Here is a 22673-nt window from a genome sequence, read left to right as displayed (position 1 = left end):
AATTAAACTTCTAAAGTTTTTTTTTATTCCATAAAAGTATAAAAAGTATCTTTGTATTTATAAAATATAAAAATATGTTTTCAAAATTAGCTTATTCCGTATTCGAACAAAGTATTAAGGATTATCATCAATTTGATAATGTAGATCAGCCTATAAACAATCCTTTTCCAAAAGATAAATTCGAACATTTATTATACCTGAAAAATTGGATTGACACCGTACAATGGCATTTCGAGGATATTATCCGTGACCCAAATATTGATCCTGTAGCCGCTTTGACATTAAAAAGAAGAATCGACGCCTCTAACCAGGAACGTACTGATATGGTAGAATATATTGATGGCTATTTCCTTCAAAAATACAGCAACGTAAAGGTAAAAGAGAATGCAAAAATCAACTCTGAAAGTCCAGCTTGGGCATTTGACCGGTTGTCTATTTTAGCTTTAAAAATTCATCACATGAATGAAGAAGCCACTCGTGCTGAAGCTTCACAAGATCATAGAGATAAATGTCAGACAAAATTGAACATTTTATTGGAACAAAGATCAGATTTATCAACGGCAATCGATGACTTATTAACAGACATTGAAAAAGGAGACAAATTCATGAAAGTTTACAAACAAATGAAAATGTACAATGATGATGAATTGAATCCTGTTTTGTACCAAAACAAGAAATAATTCGCATTTTTAAATTGCCAAAAAAAATCCAACATATAGCCGTCATGAGACTTTCCGCAATGGGAGATGTCGCCATGACGGTTCCTGTTTTACGGGCTTTTGTAAGTCAGTATCCGCAGATTAAAATCACGTTGGTTTCCAGACCATTTTTCAAACCATTTTTCGATGGAATTCCTAATATTTCTTTTTTTGCTTTCGATGAAAAAGAGCGGCATAAAGGAATTGCTGGATTGTTGCGATTGTTCCAAGATTTAAAAAAGCTGGATATCGACGCTTTTGCCGATTTGCACAACGTTTTGCGTTCTAAAATTATCAGATCGCTTTTTGCCTTGAGCGGAAAAAAAGTGGCTTCAGTTGACAAAGGTCGGGCAGCCAAAAAAGCATTGACGCAAGATGAGAATAAAGTTTTCAAGCAATTACCAACGATGTTTGAGAGACATGCAAAAGTATTTGAGGAACTTGGTTTTTTAGTTAATTTATCATCACGAAGTCTCGGGACAGAATTTCCCGAAAAAGCCGTTTTAAGCCCAGAAATTTTAAATTTAATTGGAGATAAAAACCAAAAACTAATTGGAATTGCGCCTTTTGCACAATACGATTCTAAAGTCTATCCGTTGGATTTAATGGAACAAGTCATAGTCGAATTGGCTTTAGACAAAAACAATACAATCTTGCTTTTTGGCGGCGGTAAAAAGGAAATCGAAATTTTAAATTCGCTTTCAAATAATAAGGAAAATGTCATAAATATGGCGGGTAAAATCAAATTTCAGCAAGAACTGCAACTCATCAGTAATCTGGACGTTATGCTTTCCATGGATTCCGGAAATGCACATATTGCGGCAATGCTAGGAGTAAAAGTTATAACCCTTTGGGGCGCAACACATCCGTATGCGGGATTTTTGCCTTTCAATCAACCGATGGAAAATGCTTTAGTTTCTGATAGAAATCGGTTTCCAAAAATCCCCACATCCGTTTATGGAAATATAAAAGTAGAGGGTTATGAGGACGCAATGAGAACGATTTTACCGGAGAAAGTAGTTTTAAAAATAAAAAATGCCCTTTTTAGCCATTAAGTTATTTAAGAAATAATGAAACTAAATTTCTTAATTGTTTAAAATTCAAAGCCAAATTTTCTCATCTTGACATCGCTTCAAAATATACCTTTTTAAATTCGAAATGGTTTCCTGATAATTTGGCGCATCATACCCAAAACGGTCATGTTCGGCTTGTTCTTTCTCGATAGCATGGCAGCCTTTTATAACTTCTTTTATCATATCAAGTATCGCTAATTCTTTTTTATTCTTTTTTATTCGTTTTTTGAAATTTGAATTATACGATTTTATCTTGCAATTGCTCACAATATTCCAATAGTTGCGCTACTTCTGGTTTGTCCAGAAGATGGGGTTTATTTTTAAAAAGTTCTCAAAGTTTTTTCATGTTGTTTGATCTCTAATTTAAAAATTCCAAGTTGGATATTCAAAATTATAAAGATTGAATATTCAACGTGGAACTTCGAATAATGAATTAATTCAGGTATTCCTAAACATCATCATAATCTATGTAAACACTGGTAGAGGTTGGATGCGCTTGACAAGTAAGAATCAGTCCTTCGGCAATTTCACCATCAGTCAAAATAGAGTTTTTAGTCATTTCTGCAGTTCCAGACGTCACTCTTGCCAAACAACTGCTGCATATTCCTCCTTGACAGGAATAAGGAGCGTCAATTCCTTGTTTTAAAGCGGCTTCAAGAATCGTCTGTTTTTTTGACATGTCAAAAGTCGTTTCTTCATCATCCACCATCACGGTGATTTTTGTATGACCTTCCAAATTTTCTTTTATAGCGTTCTCCGTGGAAGAAGTGGTGAAAAGCTCAAATTTTATAGCGGATTCTTTTACGTTTTTTTCTTTTAAAACAGAACTTACCAGATTAATCATTTCTTCTGGACCACACAAATAGAACTTATCAAATTCCAGTTCTTTGTGTTTGTTATTCAAAACAAAATTAACTGCCGATTTTTCTATGCGGCCAAATAATGCATTTTCTGCTTTGGCTTGACTGAAAACATAGTGCACAAAAAAGCGCCCGACATATTGTAATTGTAAATCGTGTAATTCTTGAAAGAAGATAGTTTCCTCAGGCGATTTATTACCGTAAACAAGCACAAAAGAACTTTTAGGTTCGTTTTTCAAAACCGACTTCAAAATAGATAGAACCGGAGTAATCCCGCTTCCTGCCACAAAAGCAACATAATTTTTTTGTCGTTCGGCTTGAGGATCAAATGTGAATTTTCCTTCTGGTGTTCCTACTTCCAGGGCGTCACCCGCTTTAAGTTTTGTATTTGCAAATTGAGAGAAAGCTCCATTTTTTACCGCTTTCACCGCAATTCGTAATTCCCCGCTTTCTGGCGACGAACAAATCGAGTAGGCACGACGAATTTCTTGTCCGTCTAATGTTAACCTTAAATTTAAGTATTGACCCGCAATAAATGAATAGTTGGGTTTTAATTCTGCAGGGACGTTAAAAAGTATGGAAACGGCATCTTTGGTTTCGCGTTTTACTTCTTTTATAATGAGTTTTAAAAAGGACGACATGTGATTATTTTTTTACAAAGATAGTAAACCGATATGTTTTCTAAGAGTGATATATTTTGAAATTTTTATACCTAATTTAATTATGTATAAGATTCTTATGTATATTTGTGTTCTAAACTTGAGATTGCTTCGTGCCTCGCAACGACAAAAAAATGAAAAATTCACAATTATATAAAGGAAGTTTGAATACCATAATCATGAAATTGCTGGAAGAAAATGGCAAGATGTACGGTTATGAAATCACCCAAAAAGTAAAAGCGATTACCCAAGGCGAATTGAACATTACCGAAGGCGCTTTATATCCTGCCTTGCATAAACTAGAAGCCGAAGGCATACTGGATGTGGAGATTGAAAAAGTGGATAACCGAATGCGGAAATATTATAAATTAACTGAAAAAGGAACCACAGAAACCGTAAACAGACTCTCAGAACTGGAAGATTTTATCCGAAATATGCAGAGTTTAGTGAATCCAAAACCGAATTTAGAATTTTAATTTTTTTAGAAATGAAATTAACCACAGTACAAATCACCCAAATAGAAGAAACTTTAGTTTTAAACGGTCTAAAATATGACGACATAAAACTAGAAGTTACGGATCATATTGCTTCAGAAATAGAATTTTTAATGGAAGAAAACACACTTTCATTTAATGAAAATTTAAAAATTGTTTTCGGAAAATGGAAGCCACAATTAAAATCTACAACTTATGGTTTATTGCTTGGTTATGCTTATTCAGGACCAAAGATTGCAATGGAAAAAATGGCAGATTTCTCTAAATCGGAGTTGAAATGGGGTTTTGTTTTGAGTATTTTTAGCGCATCGATTATCGTGATAATTAATAAAATATTTAACAACATCAATTTCTTATTAATGCTCGGAATAATTGTAAAAACATTATTATTTGCAATTACATTGCTAATTATTTACTATCGAGTTATTCTTTCAAAATCGAATTGGCGAACCACTTATTCCGTAATGTTTAAAAGAAGAATATACTTGACTTTGGCACATTCAATTTCTATATGGTCTGGGATTTTCCCAATAGTACCGTTGAACAAAAGCTCAGAAGTTAAAATATTTTCTTTGATTATTCCATTAATACTTATATTGTATGGTTTAAACAGCTTAAGATTTCTGCACAAACACTTTCAAATAGAAAAAAAACTATCTATTTCCAACTCATGAAACTAACTCAAGAACAAATAACACAAATAGAAAAAACTTTAGTTTTAAACGGTCTTAATTGTGAAGATTTAAAACTGGAAGTTACGGATCATATATCCTCAGAAATAGAAATTCTTATGGATGAAAACGACCTTTCATTTAAAGAAAACGCACAAATGGTTTTTGAAAAATGGAAGCCGCAATTACAACCTTCTTTTTCATTTTTAATTGGTTTTACGAATCCTAAAATAATGACTTCCAAATGTCATGAATTATTAAAAAAGCAGTTGTTAATTGTAATTTCTGTAGCTACTTTGATTGCAAGTTCAGTATTGTTATTGGTAAGAAATTCAAGTTTTATAACCGTTCCCACAAACATTGAACAAGTTTTTAAATCTTTTATTCTTGTCGAATTTTGCTTGGTTATTTTAGTTTGGGCTTTACTTTGGAAATCAAAGAGACAAACAACGTATAGTTATTTGATGAAGAAGAAAAGCGCTGGTCTGATCATCTTTCTTCTATTGTTAGGAATTGGCGTATTTCCAATTCGTTTGAACCATCCAGACACGAAAATTGCTTTTTCATCTATTTTTTTTGCAATAATTTACGTTTTATTAGCGGGATTTTATTTGCAATTGGCGCAGAAACATTTTCAATTTGAAAAAAAATTATCCAATACTTTAGCATGAAACTAAATCAAGAACAAACCCAACATATTTTCAACTATTTTGCTTCATTTGATATCAAGTGGTACGAGCTTCAACTAGAATTCACAGATCACATGGTAAGCAGTATGGAGGAAATTTGGGAGAAAGATCCAAATTTAACTTTTGAACAAGTTAAACAGTTTACTGCAAATAAGTTTATAGGGGATTCTAGTTTTAAGACAATTGAAAAGGAACGAAGAAAAATTCTTAGTAAAGAATTATCTAGAGAGCACAGAAAAATGATTGCAAAGTATTTAACATTTCCAAAAATCATCGGTAGTGTTTCATTAGTTTATTTAGCGTATACTTTCTCAGCTTATTTTGTTAGTCCTCAGAAATATTTAGCGGTATTATTTTCTTCTTTATTGCTTGTTGGTTTACCATTACTTTATTATTGGTGGAAAAGCAAAGAAATTGATGGCAATCAATTTTTGACTTTGCAAACCTTGAATCCGCACCTTTTAGTGTTTTCATTTCCATCTTTAGGAATGAATATCACAATACAATTAAAACAAGAATTATTGGAATATCAATGGCTCGTATTACTTTTTTGTTGTTTGTGGGTGGTGGAATTATTATTTATGATTACAGCAATTCATATTCAAAAAACGACTATTGCAAAAATCAAAAAACAATATCAACTTTCATGATTTTTTGTAACAATTTGAACATTCCCACAAATTTGTCATGCTGAGGAACGAAGCATCTCTACAAGTTGCTAAAGCTAATACAAGAACAACGAATTAAAAAAATGAATTTTAATTGTATACGTACAAAACTCAAACAGTGAAGATGCTTCGTTCCTCAGCATGACAAAAAAGAGAGAAAAAAATTAGTAACACAATACAAATTAAAACATAAATAATTAAGACTAATTTTACTACCAATCAAAAAATAAAACGAATTATAAATGTCAACCATATACTTCCACAAATTTGTCATGCTGAGGAACGAAGCATCTCCAAAAAATTGGCAAATCACTTTTAAAGCGAAAAAAGATGATTAAATTTCAAGAAGGGTACCATACGTATTATATTTACATTTTGACTAACAAAGCGAAAACGGTTTTATATACTGGCGTTACAAATAATTTAAAAATTCGATTACAGCAGCACAAAGAATCCTTGAATCCTAATTCGTTTACAGCCAAATATAATGTTCATTTTTTGTTGTATTTCGAAAAATTTGCTTGGATTCAATTAGCAATTGCAAAAGAAAAAGAAATTAAAGGCTGGAAAAAAGACAAGAAGATTACATTAATTAAAACAATTAATCCGGAGTTAAATTTTTTGGACCACTGTTTTGAATAACCAAGCAGAGATGCTTCGTTCCTCAGCATGACAAAAGAAGTAAGAAAATCTTAAGCGACAAATAACTTTCAAGAATACCAAAACATATCATGAAACTAACCACCTCACAAATTGACCACCTTTTCACTTTCACCCGCCAGCATTATGTAGAATGGTATGACTTGCAATCGGAATTAGTGGATCATTTAGCGAATGCCATTGAAACCGAATGGGCACAAAATCCTAAACTTACTTTTGATGAAGCTTTGAACAAAGAATTTAAGAAGTTTGGCGTTTTTGGGTTTATGGACGTAGTGGAAAAACGACAAGCCGTTTTGGGTAAAAAATACAACGGTTTGGTTTGGCAACATTTTAAAGATTTTTTTGGCATCCCAAAGATTGTATTGACGATAGCTATGACGCTAGTTTTATACAGTATTCTCAAAATAAGTCGGTACAACGAATGGATTTTTATCGGGTTTTACCTCATTTTGATTGGGTTTACATTTTACGAAATTTTCAAAAACAATAAAATCAAAAAAAGAAAAAAGCAAACCAAAGAAAAAAGATGGCTTTTTGAAGAAATAATAAATCAATATGGAAGTTTTTCATGCGCTATCATTTTTCCATTTAACTTCTTCGTTTCAATCTTTAATCATTCCGAAAAGTATTTGGGTAATGAAATCTGGACACTAGGTTTGAGTTTCTTTCTGGTAGTTCTTGGTCTGTTGATTTTCATCATTTTTAAAATTATTCCATCCAAGGCAGAAGACTATTTACAAACTACCTATCCCGAATATAAATTAGAAAAGCTGTAACATTTTTCCGTCTTTATCTACTTACAATAAAACCAAACCACTAAATTATGTTTAAACGCTTTATTTATCTCGAATGGAAGGCTTTTACACGGTCAGCTTCTTTCGCAACTAATTTGGGACTAAAAATTCTAATGTTATTTCTTATTGCTTATTTTTCTGTGGCTTTCTTGGCCTTGGGAATTGGAGCATTTTACATTCTTAAGGAAATGAAACTTGATCCATTAGTAACGGTAAATAAGTTTCTGATTTATTACTTCCTGCTGGATTTAATAATTCGTCTTTTATTACAAGCTATTCCGGTAATGAACATTAGACCATTATTAATTTTACCAATAAAAAAACCAACAATTGTGCATTTCTCTTTGGGAAAGACAATTTTGTCCTTTTTTAATTTTGTTCATGCTTTTTTCTTTATTCCATTTACAATTGTATTAATTATAGAAGGATATGATGTTGTGAGTTCGGTACTTTGGTATTTGGCAATGATTTCATTAATTTACATCAATAATTTTCTCAATATTTTATTGAACAACAAAGACAATTTGTTTGCCATTTTCGTTGGGATTGTACTTGTTTTAGGAGGTTGTCAGTATTATAAATTTTTTGATATTACCAATTATACTTCTTTGTTTTTCGATGCATTGTTTCATACAAAATGGATGTTTTTGTTTCCTGTTATGGCTTTAGTGGGATTATATTATTTCACTTTCCATTTTTTTAAAAATAATTTATACTTAGATGCGGGACTTTCGACTAAAAACAAAATTGCCAAAACAGAGGATTTGACTTGGTTAAACCAATTTGGGACTTTGGGAACGTTCTTAAAAAACGACATCAAATTAATCAAAAGAAACAAAAGATCGAAAACCACCGTTATCATGAGTGTGGTGTTTTTATTTTATGGATTGTTATTTTTTAAAACGAATGGTTTATATAATCCGGTGATGCACATTTTCGCAGGAATATTTGTCTCGGGAGGATTCTTATTCACTTTCGGTCAATTTGTACCGAGTTGGGACAGCGCTTATTATCCGCTGATGATGACACAAAACATCCCTTACAAAGGATATTTGAGTTCAAAATGGTGGCTGATTGTAATTGCAACCTTTATTTCGACAATTTTAGCGTCGTTTTATTTGTATTTTGGTTGGCAGGTGTATCTTACAATTGTCGTTGGGGCGATTTATAACATTGGAGTAAATTCGCACTTGGTACTTCTTGCCGGCGCTTACACGAAAACACCAATAGATTTAGATTCTACCAAAGGCGCTTTTGGAGACAAAAAAGCATTTAATGTAAACACAATGTTGATTTCACTTCCAAAATTGCTACTGCCTTTGGGACTTTATTGGATTGGTTCCAAAATTATGGATCCCAATTTGGGTCTGGCTTTAGTAGCCATTGCAGGATTAATAGGTTTTGCTTTGAAAGATAAAGTCTTCTCCCTAATCGAAAAAATCTATAAAACCGAAAAATATAAAACCATTGATGCTTACAAGCAGAAATCATAAAAACCGTCTATCTAATATCGTATTTCTAAAATCGTAAATCAAAATGATACAAGTAAACAACCTTTCAAAAACATATAACGGAACAACAGTTCTAAACATTGAAACTCTTGAGATTCCAAAAGGACAAAGCTTTGGTTTAGTAGGAAATAATGGAGCCGGAAAAACCACATTTTTCAGTTTGTTATTGGATTTAATCCAACCTTCAACGGGAAATATTATCAATAATAATGTTCAAGTAAATACGAGTGAAAACTGGAAACCGTTTACCGCTTCTTTTCTGGACGAAAGCTTTTTAATAGGTTACTTAACACCCGAAGAATACTTTTATTTCATTGGCGATTTACGTGGTCAAAACAAAGCCGATATTGATGCATTGCTGGCTAAACACGAAGAGTTTTTTAACGGTGAAATCCTTAAAAACAAAAAATATTTACGCGATTTGTCCAAAGGAAACCAAAAGAAAGTGGGGATTATTGCTACGCTTATTGGAAATCCGGAAGTGGTAATTCTAGACGAACCCTTTGCTAATTTAGATCCAACGACGGTAAATAGATTAAAGAAAATCATCAAAGAACTGGCTGAAAATCCCGAAATTACTGTTCTGGTTTCAAGTCATGATTTATTGCATACGGTGGAGGTTTGCGATAGAATTGTAGCACTAAACAAAGGAGAAATCGTAAAAGATATTCAAACCTCTAGAGAGACACTTCAAGAGCTGGAAATGTTTTTTGCGGTTTAAAATTTAAATTAGCGAGTACATACAAAACAGTTTACCGCTAATTCGCTAATTACATTTATTAATTCGTGAATTAGCGGTTTATTTTTAGTAAGTCAAATTAAAATTTATAGCATTCAAGCCTGGAAGAATTTATTTTGGGCGTGACCCGGAAAGAAAAATTCCGGGTCGGGCTTTTGTTTCAATTAAAATATCATAATGGAATCTTTACCTAAAACAGCAATAATAAATACCTAACAGCCACTGGCTGTTCTCCTCTTAATCTCAAATCTCACGCGAAATCGGGAATCAAAAAGAAACCTAATAATTTCCACACTATCAAAAAGAAACGTATTTTTACAAGTCATTATACTAAAAAGTATTTTTGAAAGTTAATTGATAAAAACGTTTACCATTGAAAACCAATACATTTAGACAACTATTTTCTATAGGATTTTTGCTCTTTTTGATAGCATGTTCTACCAAGAAGGATACTTTTTTGGCTAGAAAATCCCATGCTTTAAGTACTAAATACAACATTTTATACAACGGTCAAATAGGACTGGATAAAGGTGTAGTAGGTATAAAAGCCGGCAGCCGCGATAATTTTTGGAAACGTTTGCCAATTGAAAAAATGCAAATGAAAGAAGAGTTCGTTGCAGGAGAAAAACCCAAAAATGCTGATTTTGAATTGGCGGAAAGCAAAGCCACAAAGGCAATTCAGAAACATTCGATGAACATTGACGGAAGAGAAAAAAATAGCCAAATTGATGAAGCCTATTTATTGCTTGGTAAATCTCGATATTACGACCAAAGATTTGTTCCCGCATTAGACGCGTTCAATTACATCTTATACAAATATCCAAACAGTAGCAATATTTACGAGGCCAAAATTTGGCGTGAAAAAACCAACATGCGTTTAGGAAATGATGCATTGGTGGTTAAAAATATATCCAAACTTCTAGACGAACAAAAACTAAGCAATCAGGTTGTGGCAAATGCCAATGCACTTTTATCAGAAGCTTTCTTGAATTTGGAGGAAAAAGACAGTGCAGTAGCAAAACTAAAAATAGCCGAAAAGTACACCAAAGTAAAAGCTGAAAAAGCCAGATATCGTTTTATACTGGGACAATTGTATGAAGAACTAGGGAAAAAAGATAGCGCAATATACAGCTACCAGTCCGTTATTGACATGAAAAGAAAAGCGGCAAGAGAATATGTTATTCAATCCCAAGTCAAAAAAGCACAACTGTTTGATTATGAAAAAGGAGATACCACGTCTTTTGTAAATACATTCAATAAGCTACTTGCAGATCGAGAAAACCGACCTTTTTTAGATGTAATTTATTACCAAATGGGTGTTTTTCATGATAAAAACAACAACCAGAAACAAGCGTTAAAATATTACAACTCTTCACTTAAAAAAGCAACCACAGACCAATATTTAATTGCGTCAAATTACCGAAATTTAGGAAATATGTATTTCAAAAATACGGATTATCCTATGGCTGCGAAGTATTACGACAGTACGTTAGTAAAACTGGACATTAAAACCAGAGAATATCTTTCGATTCAAAAAACCAGAAAAAATTTAGATGAAGTTATAGAATACGAATCTATTGCCAAAAGAAATGACAGTATTATTAACGTCGCTTCTTTGTCGGAAACGGATCGTGTTTTATATTTTGAAAAATACATTGATACTTTAAAAAAATCGGATGAAAAGAAAAAAATTTCAGAAGAGAAAGAAAAAGTAAGAATTGAAACGATAGAAAGAAATACTAAACCCGCTACAATTGATGCAGCTGTTGCGGGGCAAGATATAGGAAAGCCCAAAAAAGCATCCTTGTCACCTCCTTCCATTGCAGATGTTGCCAGTAATCAAGCCAGCGCGTTCTATTTTTATAATCCTACCACCGTATCCTTTGGAAAAGTGGAATTTAAAAAATTGTGGGGAGAACGGTCTTTGGGCGGAAATTGGCGATTGTCCACCACTAAAAATAGTGTAACCGTGAATGACACTTTAAATGGGAATAAAATACCGACAGATAATAAAGTAGTAGAGGAAAATATAATTGAAAAATACTCGACTGATTTTTATATAAAACAACTTCCAAAATCAAAAGCGGAATTAGACAGTATTGTAAAAGAACGCAATTTTGTCTATTATCAACTTGGTGTTGTTTATAAAGAAAAATTCAAAGAATACAATTTAGCGAGCAGTAAATTAGAGCAATTATTGACATACAATCCGGAGGAAAAACTAGTGCTTCCTTCAATGTACAACTTGTTTAAAATTTACCAGATTACTGATGCAAACAAAGCCGAAGAAATGAGAAAAAGAATATCTTCTCAATACCCGGATTCTCGCTATGCGCAAATTATAAACAATACAAATTTGAATGAGGCTGCAGCCAATGCAACTCCAGAAAGCGAATATAACAAATGGTATAAGCTATATAAGGAAGGAAACTATGCTGTTGTTTTAGAAAAATCAGATGCACTGATTAGTCAGTTTTCCGGGGACGAAATTGTGTCTAAATTTGAATTGCTTAAAGCAAATACTATTGGAAAACTAAGAGGATTAATTGCCTATAAAAACGCATTGCAATATGTGGCGGATAATTATCCAAATAGTGAGGAAGGCAAAAATGCACAAGAAATAGTGACGACTCAAATCCCATTTTTGGAACAAATGAGTTTTAATACCACGGATACCAAAAACTGGAAAATTCTTTATAAAGTTGGGAATCGAGAAGATAAAAACACTAAAATAATAGAAGAAAAAATCAAGAAATTAATCTCAGACGAAAATTATCAAAACCTGACTTATTCGTATGATGTATATACCGAAAAAGAAAATTTCATAACCATTCATGGGATTAATTCTGAAGTTTATGCAAATGCAATAACTAGAACTTTAAAAGAAGATAAAAAATATAAGGTGGAGGAACCGGCTATTGTAGTTTCTAATGATAACTACAAAGTAATTCAAATCAAGAAAAGTCTTGAAGTGTATTTAGCACCCAAAAATCCTTAGCCATGTTTGATAAAAAACCAAAATCGTACACGGATCTTTTAGGAAAAACCAACAGAATAGTGGAAGGAACCACTATAAATGGAGATATTGTTTCTCAGGCAGATTTTAGATTGGATGGAGCATTAAACGGAAATTTTCAATCCAGCGGAAAAATAGTTATTGGGCCAGCAGGAAGTGTTACAGGAGATATTATTTGCAAAAATGCAGACATTGAAGGTAAATTTGACGGCAAGATTCAAGTGACAGAAATCCTGAATGTAAAAGCAAAAGCAAGTATTCATGGCGAAGTTATCTGCGGGAAACTGGCAGTTGAGCCTGGTGCTGATTTTAGCGCCTCTTGTACCATGAAAACCAATATAAAAAATCTAATGCTAAATGATGGACAACAAACCCAACAAAAAACAAGCTAGTAAATGGATTGCCTTGATTAATATTCCAATTCAAATGGGAGTAATCATCTTTCTGTTTTCTTATCTTGGGAATTGGTTAGATGAAAATCATCCTAGTCCTAAATTATATTACAATAAAATTCTGATTATGATTGGTGTCGCATTAGCCTTATACAATGTTATACGACAAGTAAAGGAAATCAACAAATCAGAGTAAATCCCCATAGAACAAATCTAAATCCCCAGAAGACCAAGAGTCGTTTTGACTTTTTGGTAAAATAAAATCTAATGAATTTTAAAAATTACAAACCGGTACTGAATTTATTGTTGTTAACAGTGGTAGCTTATGCACTCCATAAAACTATTTTTTATAGTTTCAATATATATGATGCAGCATTTCATTATTCGCTAGAAACGCTTTATTTAATATTTTCAGTGTTATCCATTATTGTCCTTGTCGTTTTGTTGAAGGTAAAAGAACGAAGTTTTGACAATGTTGGAATGTCATTTCTACTCAGCACAAGTGTTAAAATGGTGGTTTGTTATTTGATTTTAAGGCCGGTATTGCAAGCCTCAAGTCAGAATAATGGCATTGAGAAAAAGAATTTTTTCGCAATGTTTATTCTCTTTTTAGCAATGGAAACCATTCTTACAATACGAATATTAAACAAAAATCAATAAACAAGGAGTTTTATAAGCAGAATGTCCGAAAAATAATTTTTTATATGCTTTTGAATATTAATAAAAAATGTACCTTTGCACCAAATTTTAGAAACGTAATAAATTAAGATATTTAACTGTTATGGTGATTTCAAACAAACCGCTTAGATTTATAATAGCGACTTTAGTAGCCTGTCTTCCTTTAATTAGTTTTGCAAATCCGCAAGTGGATTCTGTGAAAGTACAAACGGAAGTTGCTCTTTCAGCAACGGAAAAAAGCCAGGAAGAAGCTCATGCTGAACCAACGGATGTTAAATCTAAAATCAGAGCATTTATTGGTCATCACGTTTTAGATTCTCATGATTTTACTTTCTTTTCAGATGAAGTAGAAGGAAAACATTACGGTTTTTCTTTACCTGTTATTCTTTGGGATAATGGATTGCAATTTTTCTCCTCTTCTAAATTTGAACATGGTGAAGCAGTAGCTGAGTCCAATGGGAATTTCTACAAAATAAACCATCACGACGGTAAAATATACAAAACTGATGCTTCGGGAACAATAACTGAGAACGAAGAAACAGGTCATCCAACAAACGTTCGTCCAATCGATTTCTCTATTACAAAAACGGTTTTTTCTATACTATTGGCTTCCCTAATAATGTTTTTATTATTCACTGGTTTAGCAAAATCATATTCCAAAAACAAAGGAATTGCTTCTGGAGTTGGAAGAATATTTGAGCCGGTTGTTTTATACATCCGTGATGAAATTGCTATTCCAAACATTGGTGAAAAACACTATAAGAAATACATGAGTTATTTATTGACCATATTTTTCTTTGTTTTATTCTTGAACATATTTGGATTGATGCCTTTCGGAATTAATGTAACTGGAAATTTAACCGTTACATTTGCATTGGCAATCCTGACATTTTTAATTACAAACCTTACGGCAAATAAAAATTACTGGGGTCATATTTTCTGGATGCCTGGAGTGCCTAAAGCGATGCGAATAATTTTGGCTCCTATTGAATTGTTAGGAATTTTTATTAAACCTTTTTCATTGATGATACGTTTGTATGCAAATATTTTTGCAGGTCATATTGTACTGATGAGTATTATTGGTTTAATGTTTATTTTCAAAAGCTGGTTAGGAAGTAGTTTGTCTTTTGGATTGTCATTCGTGCTTTCCATACTTGAAATATTGGTAGCTTTTTTACAAGCGTATATTTTCACCATGTTATCTGCTTTGTACTTTGGTTCAGCTGTAGAAGAGCATCATCACGAGGAAGCTCATTAATTTGTCGAAAGTCAAATGTCGAAAGTTTAAAAGTCACGGTAATAATGGACTTTAGACTTTAAGACATTACAACTTTAGACTCAAAAAAAGAATGTTTAATTTTTAATATATATATTATGCAAATTCCAACTATTGTAGGAGCAGGGTTAATTGTAATCGGAGCAGGTTTAGGTATTGGTAGAATTGGTGGTTCAGCAATGGACGCTATTGCTCGTCAACCAGAAGCTTCTGGAAAAATCCAAACAGCTATGCTTATCGCAGCTGCACTTATTGAAGGTATTGGTTTCGCTGCGTTGTTCGCATCTTAATTAAAACTTAAAAAACAATAGTTGCAACGGTTGGTTGTAACTATTGTTTTTAAAATTAAAACATTACCAATTGCTTTTTTATGAGCAATTAAAAAATCATAATTTAAAATTTATAATTATATATAATGGATAAGTTAATAAATCAGTTTGAGTTAGGTTTGTTCGTTTGGCAAGTATTAATATTTGTTGGATTAATATTCTTATTGAAAAAATTCGCTTGGAAACCAATTCTTGATGCAGTTAATGATAGAGAAGAAGGAATCAAAAATGCACTACTTTCTGCTGAAAATGCTAGAAAAGAAATGCAAAATCTTCAAGCTGACAATCAACGTATTTTACAAGAAGCAAGATTAGAGCGTGACAACATGCTTAAAGATGCTCGTGAAATGAAAGAGAAAATGGTTGCTGATGCTAAAAATGAAGCGCAAGTTCAAGGTCTGAAAATGATTGAACAAGCAAAAGCAGCAATCGAAGGTGAAAAAAATGCAGCTATGGCTGAATTGAAATTACAAGTTTCTACTTTGTCATTGAGTATTGCAGAAAAATTATTGAAAGACGAATTGTCTAACAAAGAAGCTCAAACTAAATTAGTTGAGAAATTGTTAGGTGACGTAAAACTGAACTAATTATGGCTAGTACAAGAGCAGCAATTCGTTATGCAACAGCAATTTTAGATTTGGCAAACTCAAAAGGTGTTGCTGAAGTTGTGAATAACGATATGAAATTGATTGCTTCAACAATCAACGGAAACTTAGAATTGAGTACTTTTATTCAAAATCCAACTTTGAAAGTTGAAGCTAAAGAGAAAGCGCTTTTAGAAGTTTTTGCAGGTATTGATGTAGTTACTCAAGGGTTATTTCATTTGTTATTTGAAAACAAAAGATTTGAAATTCTAGAAGGTATCGCTACAGAATACAGTAAATTATCTGACGTGATGAACGGTATTGAAGTAGCTAAAGTTACTACAGCCATTCCTATGGATGATGCATTAGAAGCTAAAGTTAAAGCTAAAATTGCAACACTTTCAGATAAGAAAATTACAATTGAAAATATAGTAGATGCTTCTATCATAGGAGGGTTTATTCTAAGAATAGGCGACAAGCAGTATAATGCTTCAATTGCCAACAGATTACAAGTATTAAAAAGAGAGTTAAGTAATTAGTTTTATTGCACATTTAAGTGTCTAAATTATAAATTAAGATGGCGGAAATCAAACCTGCTGAAATTTCAGCAATATTAAGAAAGCAAGTAGAAGGTTTTGAATCTGGTGCTACACTAGAAGAAGTAGGAACAGTACTTCAAGTTGGAGATGGTATTGCTCGTGTTTACGGGCTTTCTAATGTTCAATACGGAGAATTAGTAGAGTTTGACAATGGATTAGAAGCTATTGTTTTGAATCTTGAAGAAGACAATGTAGGTGTGGTACTTTTAGGACCATCAACAGGAATCAAAGAAGGTTCAACTGCTAAAAGAACACAACGTATTGCTTCTCTTAAAGTAGGAGAACAAATGGTAGGTCGTGTAGTAAACACTCTTGGTTTTCCAATTGATGGAAAAGGACCAATAGGTGGAGATTTATACGAGATGCCTTTGGAAAGAAAAGCTCCTGGAGTTATCTTCCGTCAACCAGTTACTGAGCCATTACAAACAGGTATTAAAGCAGTAGATGCTATGATTCCAGTTGGTCGTGGACAACGTGAGCTAGTTATTGGTGACCGTCAAACAGGTAAATCAACTGTTTGTATCGATACTATCTTAAATCAAAAAGAATTTTACGATGCAGGAAAACCTGTATTTTGTATATATGTTGCAATTGGGCAAAAAGCTTCAACTGTAGCAGGAATTGCTAAAATGTTAGAAGAAAAAGGTGCAATGGCTTACACCATAATTGTTGCAGCTAACGCTTCTGATCCAGCTCCTATGCAAGTGTATGCTCCTTTCGCAGGTGCTGCAATTGGAGAATATTTTAGAGATTCAGGTCGTCCAGCTTTAATTGTTTATGATGATTTATCTAAACAAGCGGTTGCGTATCGTGAAGTTTCTCTTTTATTGAGAAGACCACCGGGACGTGAAGCATATCCTGGAGACGTTTTTTACTTACACAGTCGTTTATTAGAGCGTGCTTGTAAAGTAATCGCAGATGATGGAATTGCTAAAAACATGAATGATTTACCAGATTCATTGAAATCAATTGTAAAAGGTGGTGGTTCATTGACTGCTTTACCAATTATTGAAACTCAAGCTGGTGACGTTTCTGCATATATCCCAACAAACGTAATTTCGATTACAGATGGTCAAATTTTCCTTGATGGAGATTTGTTTAACTCTGGGGTTCGTCCAGCGATTAACGTAGGTATTTCGGTATCTCGTGTTGGTGGAAATGCACAAATTAAATCAATGAAAAAAGTGGCTGGTACATTAAAACTAGATCAAGCACAATTCCGTGAATTGGAAGCGTTTGCTAAATTTGGTTCTGATTTAGATGCTGTTACTTTAAACGTAATTGAAAAAGGAAAAAGAAACGTTGAAATCTTGAAACAAGGTTTGAACGATCCTTATACTGTTGAAGACCAAGTTGCAATTATCTATGCTGGTTCTAAAAACTTATTGAGAAATGTTCCTGTGAACAAAGTAAGAGAATTTGAGAAAGATTTCTTGGAATTCTTGAACAACAAACACAGAGCTACTCTTGATGCGTTGAAAGCAGGAAAATTAACAGACGAAATTACAGATGTAATCGAAACTGTAGCAAAAGAATTATCAGCAAAATATAACTAAAAAGTACTAAGTAAGGAGTATTAAGTATCTAGATTTTCTAGGTACTTAATACTTAATACTTAAATCTTCATACTTACAAAACAATGGCAAATTTAAAGGAAATCCGTAATAGAATTACTTCCGTTTCATCTACGATGCAAATTACATCGGCAATGAAAATGGTTTCTGCAGCAAAGCTAAAGAAAGCACAAGATGCAATCACAGCAATGCGCCCTTATGCCGAAAAATTAACGGAATTATTGCAAAATCTTTCTGCTACACTAGAAGGTGATGCGGGCGGAGAGTTTACAACACAACGTGAAATCAAGAAAGTATTACTTGTTGTAGTAACTTCTAATAGAGGTTTGGCAGGTGCTTTTAACACGAATGCAATTAAAGAAGCTAAAAATCGTGCAGCCTTTTACGAAGGTAAACAAGTGGATATTTTTGCTATTGGAAAAAAAGGAAATGATGTTTTGAGTAAAACGCTTTCAGTTGTTGATAATCAAAGTGCTATTTTTGACACCTTGACTTTTGACAATGTAGCTTTAATTTCAGACATGTTGACTCAGAAGTTTGTTTCTGGTGAATATGACAAAATCGAATTGATTTACAATCAGTTTAAAAATGCAGCGACACAAATTGTACAAACAGAACAATTTTTGCCACTTGCACCTATTAAATCGGATAAACCAGTTTCTACTGGAGATTATATTTTTGAACCTTCAAAAGAAGAGATTGTATTGACTTTGATTCCAAAATCATTGAAAACACAATTGTACAAAGGGATTCGTGATTCATTTGCATCAGAACATGGCGCTCGTATGACCGCTATGCACAAAGCAACGGATAACGCAACCGAATTGAGAAATCAATTAAAACTGACTTACAATAAAGCACGTCAAGCTTCGATTACTAATGAGATCCTAGAGATCGTTGGTGGAGCGGAAGCATTGAACGGATAAGAAAAATAGTATCTAATATATTTAAGAGGTATGCTAAGGCGTACCTCTTTTTTTTTGATTAAATTTATAGCGTAAAACAATAGTAGATTTAGAATGAAATTAGAAATTAAAGAACTGATTACAAAAGAGGAAATGCTAGCCCAATTTGAAGTAATGCAGCATTTATATACCAAATTTACTTTAGAAAAGTATGAATCCTATCTTACTGAGATGATTCCACATAATTACAAGCAAGTAGCTGTCTTTGAAGGTGATGTTTGTGTCGGTATTTCGGGATTGTGGTCGGGAACTAAACTCTGGTCGGGCAAGTATTTAGAAATAGATAATTTCATTGTTCATCCTGATCATCGTTCGAAAGGTATTGGTAAAATGATGACCGATTATATTGATGCTAAGGCTAAAGAGACGGGCTGTACGATGATTGTTTTGGATGCTTTTACTGGAAATTACACGGCACACCGTTTTTATTACAACCAAGGCTATGTTCCAAAAGGGTTTCATTTCTTAAAAATATTAAATGAAGAAGGATTAAGCTAAAGCTCCGAGCTATGAAAACTTATTTAAATATTTTATTTTTTTTATTAATTGTAATTAGTTTGGCTTTTTGCGCTTCAAAAGGTGATTTGCAAACTATATTTCCACAAAAAATAAAATCGGTTTATTACCAAAGAATAATTGGTGGGCGGGAGCAAGCAGGAAACGGAACTAATTTTTATATCGAATTTTACGTTCCATTGTCCAAAGATATTCAGTTGGTTAAAATCTATTTTCAAAAACAGGAGGCTAGTTTTGAACAAGTAAATGGGACTATTTTTGTAGCTCATTTGTATTCAAAAAATAGAATTCCAGATTTGATTTTAGACAGTGATAGCATTAAAGAATACGGGAATCAAGCACCTATTATTACTAAGCCAAAATTTGCTTTGAAACCAACGGAAGCATTGTTGGAATATAAAAGTAATGGAAAAGCCCGTTTTTTCAATGTTAAGAACCCCAAAGAAGAGCCAATGATTAGCGATCCAAGTATGATTAAACCAAAGAAATAGTTATTTTTGTTTTCTTAATATTAATAGACATACTATTTTGAGTTTATATAAAAATCTTTTTAAACAGACTGCTATTTATGGATTAGCAACGGTTTTGCCGAGAATAATCAGTTTTTTATTAAATCCATTGTTTGTTATTTATTTACCAAACAAAAGCGAAATGGGAGAAGTTTCTGTGATTTTCTCGTATTTAGTTTTCTTTAATGTCATTTTATCTTATGGAATGGAAACCGCTTTTTTTAGATTTTTCAATACAGAAGAAAACAAGAAAAATGTAATATCTACCTCAACTCTTACCCTTTTTTGGTCTTCTTTAGGCTTTTTAGTTATTGCATTATTGTTTAGAAGAACACTTTCTGAATGGGCAAATATCAACCTAGAATACATCACATATACTATTTGGATTTTGACACTTGATGCATTGGCAATTATCCCATTTTCAAAATTGAGGGCTGAAAAAAAACCTTTAAAGTATGCAGCAATTAAAATTGGTAATGTTTCCGTTAATTTTTTGCTGACAGTCTTTTTCCTTGCTTTTTTGCCAAAACTAGTTCATCAAAACCCTAATGGTTTTTTTAAAACTATTTATCTTGAAAACTTCCAGATAGGTTATATTTTCATTTCGACTCTTGTAGCCAGTTTGCTTACTTTTATTGTTTTAATTCCAAACTACTTAAATATTTCGTGGAAATTTGATTACTCATTATGGAAAAAAATGATGAATTATGGTTTTCCAATTTTAATAGCAGGAATTGCATTTGCAATAAACGAGCATTTTGATAAAATTCTTTTAGATTGGCTTCATGTTTCCAAATCTGATATTGGGGCCTATTCAGCTTGTTATAAAATAGGAATGTTTATGGTATTATTTAGAACGGCTTATACATTGGGAATCGAACCATTTTTTTTCAGCCATGCCAGTAATGAAAATGCGCAGCAGACCTATGCAACCATCACCAAATATTTTGTCATTTTTGGCTCCTTTATTTGTCTTTTTGTAATTGCTTTTATCGATTTGTTAAAACGACCGCTTGTGCCAAATCCAGAATATTGGGATGCAATAAAAGTGGTCCCATTAATTGTTTTAGCCAATTTTTTTCTGGGTATTTACACCAATCTTTCGGTTTGGTATAAAATTATAGATAAAACTAAAATTGGAGCTTATATTTCTATTGTTGGTGCAATTATAACGTTGCTGTTAAATTATTTATTAATTCCTACAATGAGTTATTATGGTTCAGCCATTGCAACTATTGCTGCTTATGGAAGTATGATGATTATCTCCTATAAAATGGGACAAAAAAGTTATCCTATTCCGTATGAAATAAATAAGATTTTCAGCTATTTAGGAATTACAATATTATTTTCAGCTATTTCATTTTATATTCCACAGTTAAGAGAAAATTATTTTTTAAAAATAGGTTTACTATTGTTATTTTTATATTTCATATACTATAATGAAAAAGAGACACTTACGAAAATTTTAAAAAGAAAAACAAAGTCATGAAAATAAACATCATCAATAAATCAAATCATAGTTTGCCAAATTATGAAACCAAAGCTTCGGCAGGAATGGACTTAAGAGCCAATTTAACCGATTCAATTATACTGAAACCATTAGAAAGAGCCATTGTAAAAACAGGTCTTTTCATCGAATTACCTATAGGATACGAAGCACAAGTGCGCCCAAGAAGTGGACTCGCTGCCAAAAACGGAATCACCGTTCTTAATTCACCCGGAACTATTGATGCGGATTATCGTGGCGAAATAGGAGTAATTTTAGTAAATTTATCCAACGTACCATTTGTCGTAGAAAATGGAGAACGCATCGCACAACTTATTATTTCCAAACACGAACGAGCCGAATGGTTCGAAGTTCAGGAATTAAATGAAACGTCAAGAGGTGAAGGCGGTTTTGGAAGCACGGGAGTGAAGTAACCAGATTTTAGATTAGTAACATAATTTTTGGATAGAAATTATTAAAGGCAGTCTTTAAAATAAGCTACATGGAGAATCAAGATATTAGATGGAAACAACGCTTTGATAATTTTAGCAGAGCAATTAATCTATTACGAGAGCCGTTTGAAAAGGATTTGTCAACTTTGTCTCAACTCGAGAAAGAAGGAATAATTCAACGTTTTGAATTTACTTTCGAGTTGGCATGGAAAACTTTAAAAGATTATATGGAAAACGATGGACTCCTTTTGGATACCATTTCTCCAAAAGGAGTACTTAAAGATGCCTATCAAGCTAAATATATCAATAACATAGAAGTATGGCTGAAAATGATTAATGATAGAAATTTAATGAGTCATACGTATAATTTTGCCACATTCGAAAAAATAATTAACTCTATTAAAGAGGAATATCTTGCTGTATTAGATGAATTTTATTTTAAATTATTAGAAAAAAGAATCTAATGAAATATGGGATTAGTGATAAGAATTTAAATCTGTTGAAAAATATATTCGAGAAGTATGATTCTATCGAAGAGGTTATTCTTTATGGGTCGCGAGCAAAAGGGAATTATTCAGATAGAAGCGATATTGACTTAGCAGTTAAAGGCAATGGCATTGATAGACATTTAATAGGAGCTGTTTCATTAGAATTTAGTGATTCAGATTTTCCTTTTAAAATAGATTTACAGGACATTTCCGAAATAAATAATCTAAAACTTTTAGAACATATCAACCGAGTCGGACAAATTTTTTATAAAAAATAAAATCAAAAAATC

Annotated in this window: 28 protein-coding genes; 26 read left to right on the top strand and 2 right to left on the bottom strand. The window is 32.5% G+C overall.

Going from position 1 to position 22673, the window contains the following annotated elements; all coding sequences use genetic code 11:
* Positions 1 to 74 precede the first annotated feature (74 nt).
* Both IWX84_RS12810 and IWX84_RS12805 read left to right on the top strand, forming a co-directional pair.
* The gene (locus IWX84_RS12810; RefSeq protein ID WP_196851155.1) at positions 75 to 680 is read left to right on the top strand and encodes a DUF4254 domain-containing protein; all 606 of its coding nucleotides are present in this window, start codon (positions 75 to 77) and stop codon (positions 678 to 680) included.
* Positions 681 to 724: 44 nt separating this feature from the next.
* Positions 725 to 1753, top strand: a complete 1029-nt coding sequence (locus tag IWX84_RS12805; RefSeq protein WP_196851154.1) for a glycosyltransferase family 9 protein — start codon at positions 725 to 727, stop codon at positions 1751 to 1753.
* Positions 1754 to 1798: 45 nt separating this feature from the next.
* Here the strand turns inward: IWX84_RS12805 and IWX84_RS15395 are convergent, their stop codons facing one another.
* Together IWX84_RS15395 and IWX84_RS12795 are read right to left on the bottom strand one after the other, a co-directional pair.
* Positions 1799 to 1954, bottom strand: a complete 156-nt coding sequence (locus IWX84_RS15395) for a hypothetical protein (RefSeq protein ID WP_231385493.1) — start codon at positions 1952 to 1954, stop codon at positions 1799 to 1801.
* Positions 1955 to 2219: 265 nt separating this feature from the next.
* Positions 2220 to 3272 (bottom strand): ferredoxin--NADP reductase, encoded by a 1053-nt coding sequence (locus tag IWX84_RS12795; protein WP_196851153.1) that lies wholly within the window; start codon positions 3270 to 3272, stop codon positions 2220 to 2222.
* Between the two features lie 152 nt (positions 3273 to 3424).
* Between IWX84_RS12795 and IWX84_RS12790 the strand changes: the two genes are divergently transcribed.
* The 24 genes from IWX84_RS12790 to IWX84_RS12675 all read left to right on the top strand — a co-directional run bounded on the left by IWX84_RS12790 (position 3425) and on the right by IWX84_RS12675 (position 22661).
* Complete coding sequence (locus tag IWX84_RS12790; RefSeq protein WP_196851152.1) at positions 3425 to 3766, top strand: PadR family transcriptional regulator; 342 nt, start codon at positions 3425 to 3427, stop codon at positions 3764 to 3766.
* 11 nt (positions 3767 to 3777) lie between these two features.
* Positions 3778 to 4458 (top strand): hypothetical protein, encoded by a 681-nt coding sequence (locus tag IWX84_RS12785; RefSeq protein ID WP_196851151.1) that lies wholly within the window; start codon positions 3778 to 3780, stop codon positions 4456 to 4458.
* A complete protein-coding gene (locus IWX84_RS12780; RefSeq protein ID WP_196851150.1) occupies positions 4455 to 5126 on the top strand; it encodes a hypothetical protein in 672 nt (223 codons plus the stop codon). Before IWX84_RS12785 ends, IWX84_RS12780 begins: the two co-directional genes overlap by 4 nt.
* Positions 5123 to 5794 (top strand): hypothetical protein, encoded by a 672-nt coding sequence (locus IWX84_RS12775; protein ID WP_196851149.1) that lies wholly within the window; start codon positions 5123 to 5125, stop codon positions 5792 to 5794. Before IWX84_RS12780 ends, IWX84_RS12775 begins: the two co-directional genes overlap by 4 nt.
* Before the next feature lie 348 nt (positions 5795 to 6142).
* A complete protein-coding gene (locus tag IWX84_RS12770) occupies positions 6143 to 6454 on the top strand; it encodes a GIY-YIG nuclease family protein (RefSeq protein WP_196851148.1) in 312 nt (103 codons plus the stop codon).
* An 89-nt stretch (positions 6455 to 6543) separates the two neighbouring features.
* A complete protein-coding gene (locus IWX84_RS12765) occupies positions 6544 to 7251 on the top strand; it encodes a hypothetical protein (RefSeq protein WP_196851147.1) in 708 nt (235 codons plus the stop codon).
* Positions 7252 to 7298: 47 nt separating this feature from the next.
* Complete coding sequence (locus IWX84_RS12760; protein WP_196851146.1) at positions 7299 to 8762, top strand: DUF5687 family protein; 1464 nt, start codon at positions 7299 to 7301, stop codon at positions 8760 to 8762.
* A 43-nt stretch (positions 8763 to 8805) separates the two neighbouring features.
* Positions 8806 to 9501, top strand: a complete 696-nt coding sequence (locus IWX84_RS12755; protein WP_196851145.1) for an ABC transporter ATP-binding protein — start codon at positions 8806 to 8808, stop codon at positions 9499 to 9501.
* A gap of 391 nt (positions 9502 to 9892) precedes the next feature.
* Positions 9893 to 12517: a tetratricopeptide repeat protein gene (locus IWX84_RS12750; protein ID WP_196851144.1), complete on the top strand. Its 2625-nt coding sequence runs from the start codon at positions 9893 to 9895 to the stop codon at positions 12515 to 12517.
* Between the two features lie 2 nt (positions 12518 to 12519).
* Entirely contained in the window at positions 12520 to 12927 is a 408-nt protein-coding gene (locus IWX84_RS12745; RefSeq protein ID WP_196851143.1) for a polymer-forming cytoskeletal protein, read from the top strand.
* Complete coding sequence (locus IWX84_RS12740) at positions 12896 to 13123, top strand: AtpZ/AtpI family protein (protein WP_196851192.1); 228 nt, start codon at positions 12896 to 12898, stop codon at positions 13121 to 13123. Before IWX84_RS12745 ends, IWX84_RS12740 begins: the two co-directional genes overlap by 32 nt.
* A 71-nt stretch (positions 13124 to 13194) precedes the next feature.
* Positions 13195 to 13587, top strand: a complete 393-nt coding sequence (locus IWX84_RS12735; RefSeq protein ID WP_196851142.1) for a hypothetical protein — start codon at positions 13195 to 13197, stop codon at positions 13585 to 13587.
* Between the two features lie 121 nt (positions 13588 to 13708).
* Complete coding sequence (atpB, locus tag IWX84_RS12730; protein ID WP_196851141.1) at positions 13709 to 14863, top strand: F0F1 ATP synthase subunit A; 1155 nt, start codon at positions 13709 to 13711, stop codon at positions 14861 to 14863.
* A gap of 116 nt (positions 14864 to 14979) precedes the next feature.
* Entirely contained in the window at positions 14980 to 15171 is a 192-nt protein-coding gene (gene atpE, locus IWX84_RS12725) for an ATP synthase F0 subunit C (RefSeq protein ID WP_007136870.1), read from the top strand.
* 125 nt (positions 15172 to 15296) lie between these two features.
* Complete coding sequence (locus tag IWX84_RS12720; protein WP_196851140.1) at positions 15297 to 15797, top strand: F0F1 ATP synthase subunit B; 501 nt, start codon at positions 15297 to 15299, stop codon at positions 15795 to 15797.
* A 2-nt stretch (positions 15798 to 15799) separates the two neighbouring features.
* Positions 15800 to 16333: an ATP synthase F1 subunit delta gene (atpH, locus tag IWX84_RS12715; RefSeq protein WP_196851139.1), complete on the top strand. Its 534-nt coding sequence runs from the start codon at positions 15800 to 15802 to the stop codon at positions 16331 to 16333.
* 38 nt (positions 16334 to 16371) lie between these two features.
* Positions 16372 to 17949, top strand: coding sequence for a F0F1 ATP synthase subunit alpha (gene atpA / locus IWX84_RS12710; RefSeq protein ID WP_073209437.1), 1578 nt, complete (start codon positions 16372 to 16374; stop codon positions 17947 to 17949).
* A gap of 83 nt (positions 17950 to 18032) precedes the next feature.
* Positions 18033 to 18893, top strand: coding sequence for an ATP synthase F1 subunit gamma (atpG, locus tag IWX84_RS12705; RefSeq protein ID WP_196851138.1), 861 nt, complete (start codon positions 18033 to 18035; stop codon positions 18891 to 18893).
* A gap of 93 nt (positions 18894 to 18986) precedes the next feature.
* A complete protein-coding gene (locus tag IWX84_RS12700) occupies positions 18987 to 19430 on the top strand; it encodes a GNAT family N-acetyltransferase (RefSeq protein WP_196851137.1) in 444 nt (147 codons plus the stop codon).
* A gap of 11 nt (positions 19431 to 19441) precedes the next feature.
* Positions 19442 to 19939 carry a hypothetical protein gene (locus IWX84_RS12695; RefSeq protein ID WP_196851136.1) on the top strand — a complete coding sequence of 166 codons (498 nt, stop codon included), beginning with the start codon at positions 19442 to 19444 and terminating at the stop codon, positions 19937 to 19939.
* A 37-nt stretch (positions 19940 to 19976) separates the two neighbouring features.
* Positions 19977 to 21446 carry a lipopolysaccharide biosynthesis protein gene (locus tag IWX84_RS12690; protein WP_196851135.1) on the top strand — a complete coding sequence of 490 codons (1470 nt, stop codon included), beginning with the start codon at positions 19977 to 19979 and terminating at the stop codon, positions 21444 to 21446.
* Positions 21443 to 21877, top strand: a complete 435-nt coding sequence (gene dut / locus IWX84_RS12685) for a dUTP diphosphatase (RefSeq protein ID WP_196851134.1) — start codon at positions 21443 to 21445, stop codon at positions 21875 to 21877. Before IWX84_RS12690 ends, dut begins: the two co-directional genes overlap by 4 nt.
* Before the next feature lie 68 nt (positions 21878 to 21945).
* Positions 21946 to 22359, top strand: a complete 414-nt coding sequence (locus IWX84_RS12680; RefSeq protein ID WP_196851133.1) for a nucleotidyltransferase substrate binding protein — start codon at positions 21946 to 21948, stop codon at positions 22357 to 22359.
* Positions 22359 to 22661: a nucleotidyltransferase domain-containing protein gene (locus IWX84_RS12675; protein ID WP_196851132.1), complete on the top strand. Its 303-nt coding sequence runs from the start codon at positions 22359 to 22361 to the stop codon at positions 22659 to 22661. Before IWX84_RS12680 ends, IWX84_RS12675 begins: the two co-directional genes overlap by 1 nt.
* Positions 22662 to 22673 lie beyond the last annotated feature (12 nt).

The organism is Flavobacterium sp. CG_9.10, assembly GCF_015752245.1.
Taxonomy (GTDB): domain Bacteria; phylum Bacteroidota; class Bacteroidia; order Flavobacteriales; family Flavobacteriaceae; genus Flavobacterium.
The sequence above is the reverse complement of the archived record's forward strand: the minus strand, read 5'-3'. Positions and strand labels throughout refer to the sequence as shown.

What these genes read in the sequence shown, in the direction of transcription:
- IWX84_RS12810 (WP_196851155.1), top strand. Translation starts at nt 75, where the DNA reads ATGTTTTCAAAATTAGCTTATTCCGTATTCGAACAAAGTATTAAGGAT.
- IWX84_RS12805 (WP_196851154.1), top strand. Translation starts at nt 725, where the DNA reads ATGAGACTTTCCGCAATGGGAGATGTCGCCATGACGGTTCCTGTTTTA.
- IWX84_RS15395 (WP_231385493.1), bottom strand. Translation starts at nt 1,954, where the DNA reads ATGATAAAAGAAGTTATAAAAGGCTGCCATGCTATCGAGAAAGAACAA.
- IWX84_RS12795 (WP_196851153.1), bottom strand. Translation starts at nt 3,272, where the DNA reads ATGTCGTCCTTTTTAAAACTCATTATAAAAGAAGTAAAACGCGAAACC.
- IWX84_RS12790 (WP_196851152.1), top strand. Translation starts at nt 3,425, where the DNA reads ATGAAAAATTCACAATTATATAAAGGAAGTTTGAATACCATAATCATG.
- IWX84_RS12785 (WP_196851151.1), top strand. Translation starts at nt 3,778, where the DNA reads ATGAAATTAACCACAGTACAAATCACCCAAATAGAAGAAACTTTAGTT.
- IWX84_RS12780 (WP_196851150.1), top strand. Translation starts at nt 4,455, where the DNA reads ATGAAACTAACTCAAGAACAAATAACACAAATAGAAAAAACTTTAGTT.
- IWX84_RS12775 (WP_196851149.1), top strand. Translation starts at nt 5,123, where the DNA reads ATGAAACTAAATCAAGAACAAACCCAACATATTTTCAACTATTTTGCT.
- IWX84_RS12770 (WP_196851148.1), top strand. Translation starts at nt 6,143, where the DNA reads ATGATTAAATTTCAAGAAGGGTACCATACGTATTATATTTACATTTTG.
- IWX84_RS12765 (WP_196851147.1), top strand. Translation starts at nt 6,544, where the DNA reads ATGAAACTAACCACCTCACAAATTGACCACCTTTTCACTTTCACCCGC.
- IWX84_RS12760 (WP_196851146.1), top strand. Translation starts at nt 7,299, where the DNA reads ATGTTTAAACGCTTTATTTATCTCGAATGGAAGGCTTTTACACGGTCA.
- IWX84_RS12755 (WP_196851145.1), top strand. Translation starts at nt 8,806, where the DNA reads ATGATACAAGTAAACAACCTTTCAAAAACATATAACGGAACAACAGTT.
- IWX84_RS12745 (WP_196851143.1), top strand. Translation starts at nt 12,520, where the DNA reads ATGTTTGATAAAAAACCAAAATCGTACACGGATCTTTTAGGAAAAACC.
- IWX84_RS12740 (WP_196851192.1), top strand. Translation starts at nt 12,896, where the DNA reads ATGGACAACAAACCCAACAAAAAACAAGCTAGTAAATGGATTGCCTTG.
- IWX84_RS12735 (WP_196851142.1), top strand. Translation starts at nt 13,195, where the DNA reads ATGAATTTTAAAAATTACAAACCGGTACTGAATTTATTGTTGTTAACA.
- atpB (WP_196851141.1), top strand. Translation starts at nt 13,709, where the DNA reads ATGGTGATTTCAAACAAACCGCTTAGATTTATAATAGCGACTTTAGTA.
- atpE (WP_007136870.1), top strand. Translation starts at nt 14,980, where the DNA reads ATGCAAATTCCAACTATTGTAGGAGCAGGGTTAATTGTAATCGGAGCA.
- IWX84_RS12720 (WP_196851140.1), top strand. Translation starts at nt 15,297, where the DNA reads ATGGATAAGTTAATAAATCAGTTTGAGTTAGGTTTGTTCGTTTGGCAA.
- atpH (WP_196851139.1), top strand. Translation starts at nt 15,800, where the DNA reads ATGGCTAGTACAAGAGCAGCAATTCGTTATGCAACAGCAATTTTAGAT.
- atpA (WP_073209437.1), top strand. Translation starts at nt 16,372, where the DNA reads ATGGCGGAAATCAAACCTGCTGAAATTTCAGCAATATTAAGAAAGCAA.
- atpG (WP_196851138.1), top strand. Translation starts at nt 18,033, where the DNA reads ATGGCAAATTTAAAGGAAATCCGTAATAGAATTACTTCCGTTTCATCT.
- IWX84_RS12700 (WP_196851137.1), top strand. Translation starts at nt 18,987, where the DNA reads ATGAAATTAGAAATTAAAGAACTGATTACAAAAGAGGAAATGCTAGCC.
- IWX84_RS12695 (WP_196851136.1), top strand. Translation starts at nt 19,442, where the DNA reads ATGAAAACTTATTTAAATATTTTATTTTTTTTATTAATTGTAATTAGT.
- dut (WP_196851134.1), top strand. Translation starts at nt 21,443, where the DNA reads ATGAAAATAAACATCATCAATAAATCAAATCATAGTTTGCCAAATTAT.
- IWX84_RS12680 (WP_196851133.1), top strand. Translation starts at nt 21,946, where the DNA reads ATGGAGAATCAAGATATTAGATGGAAACAACGCTTTGATAATTTTAGC.
- IWX84_RS12675 (WP_196851132.1), top strand. Translation starts at nt 22,359, where the DNA reads ATGAAATATGGGATTAGTGATAAGAATTTAAATCTGTTGAAAAATATA.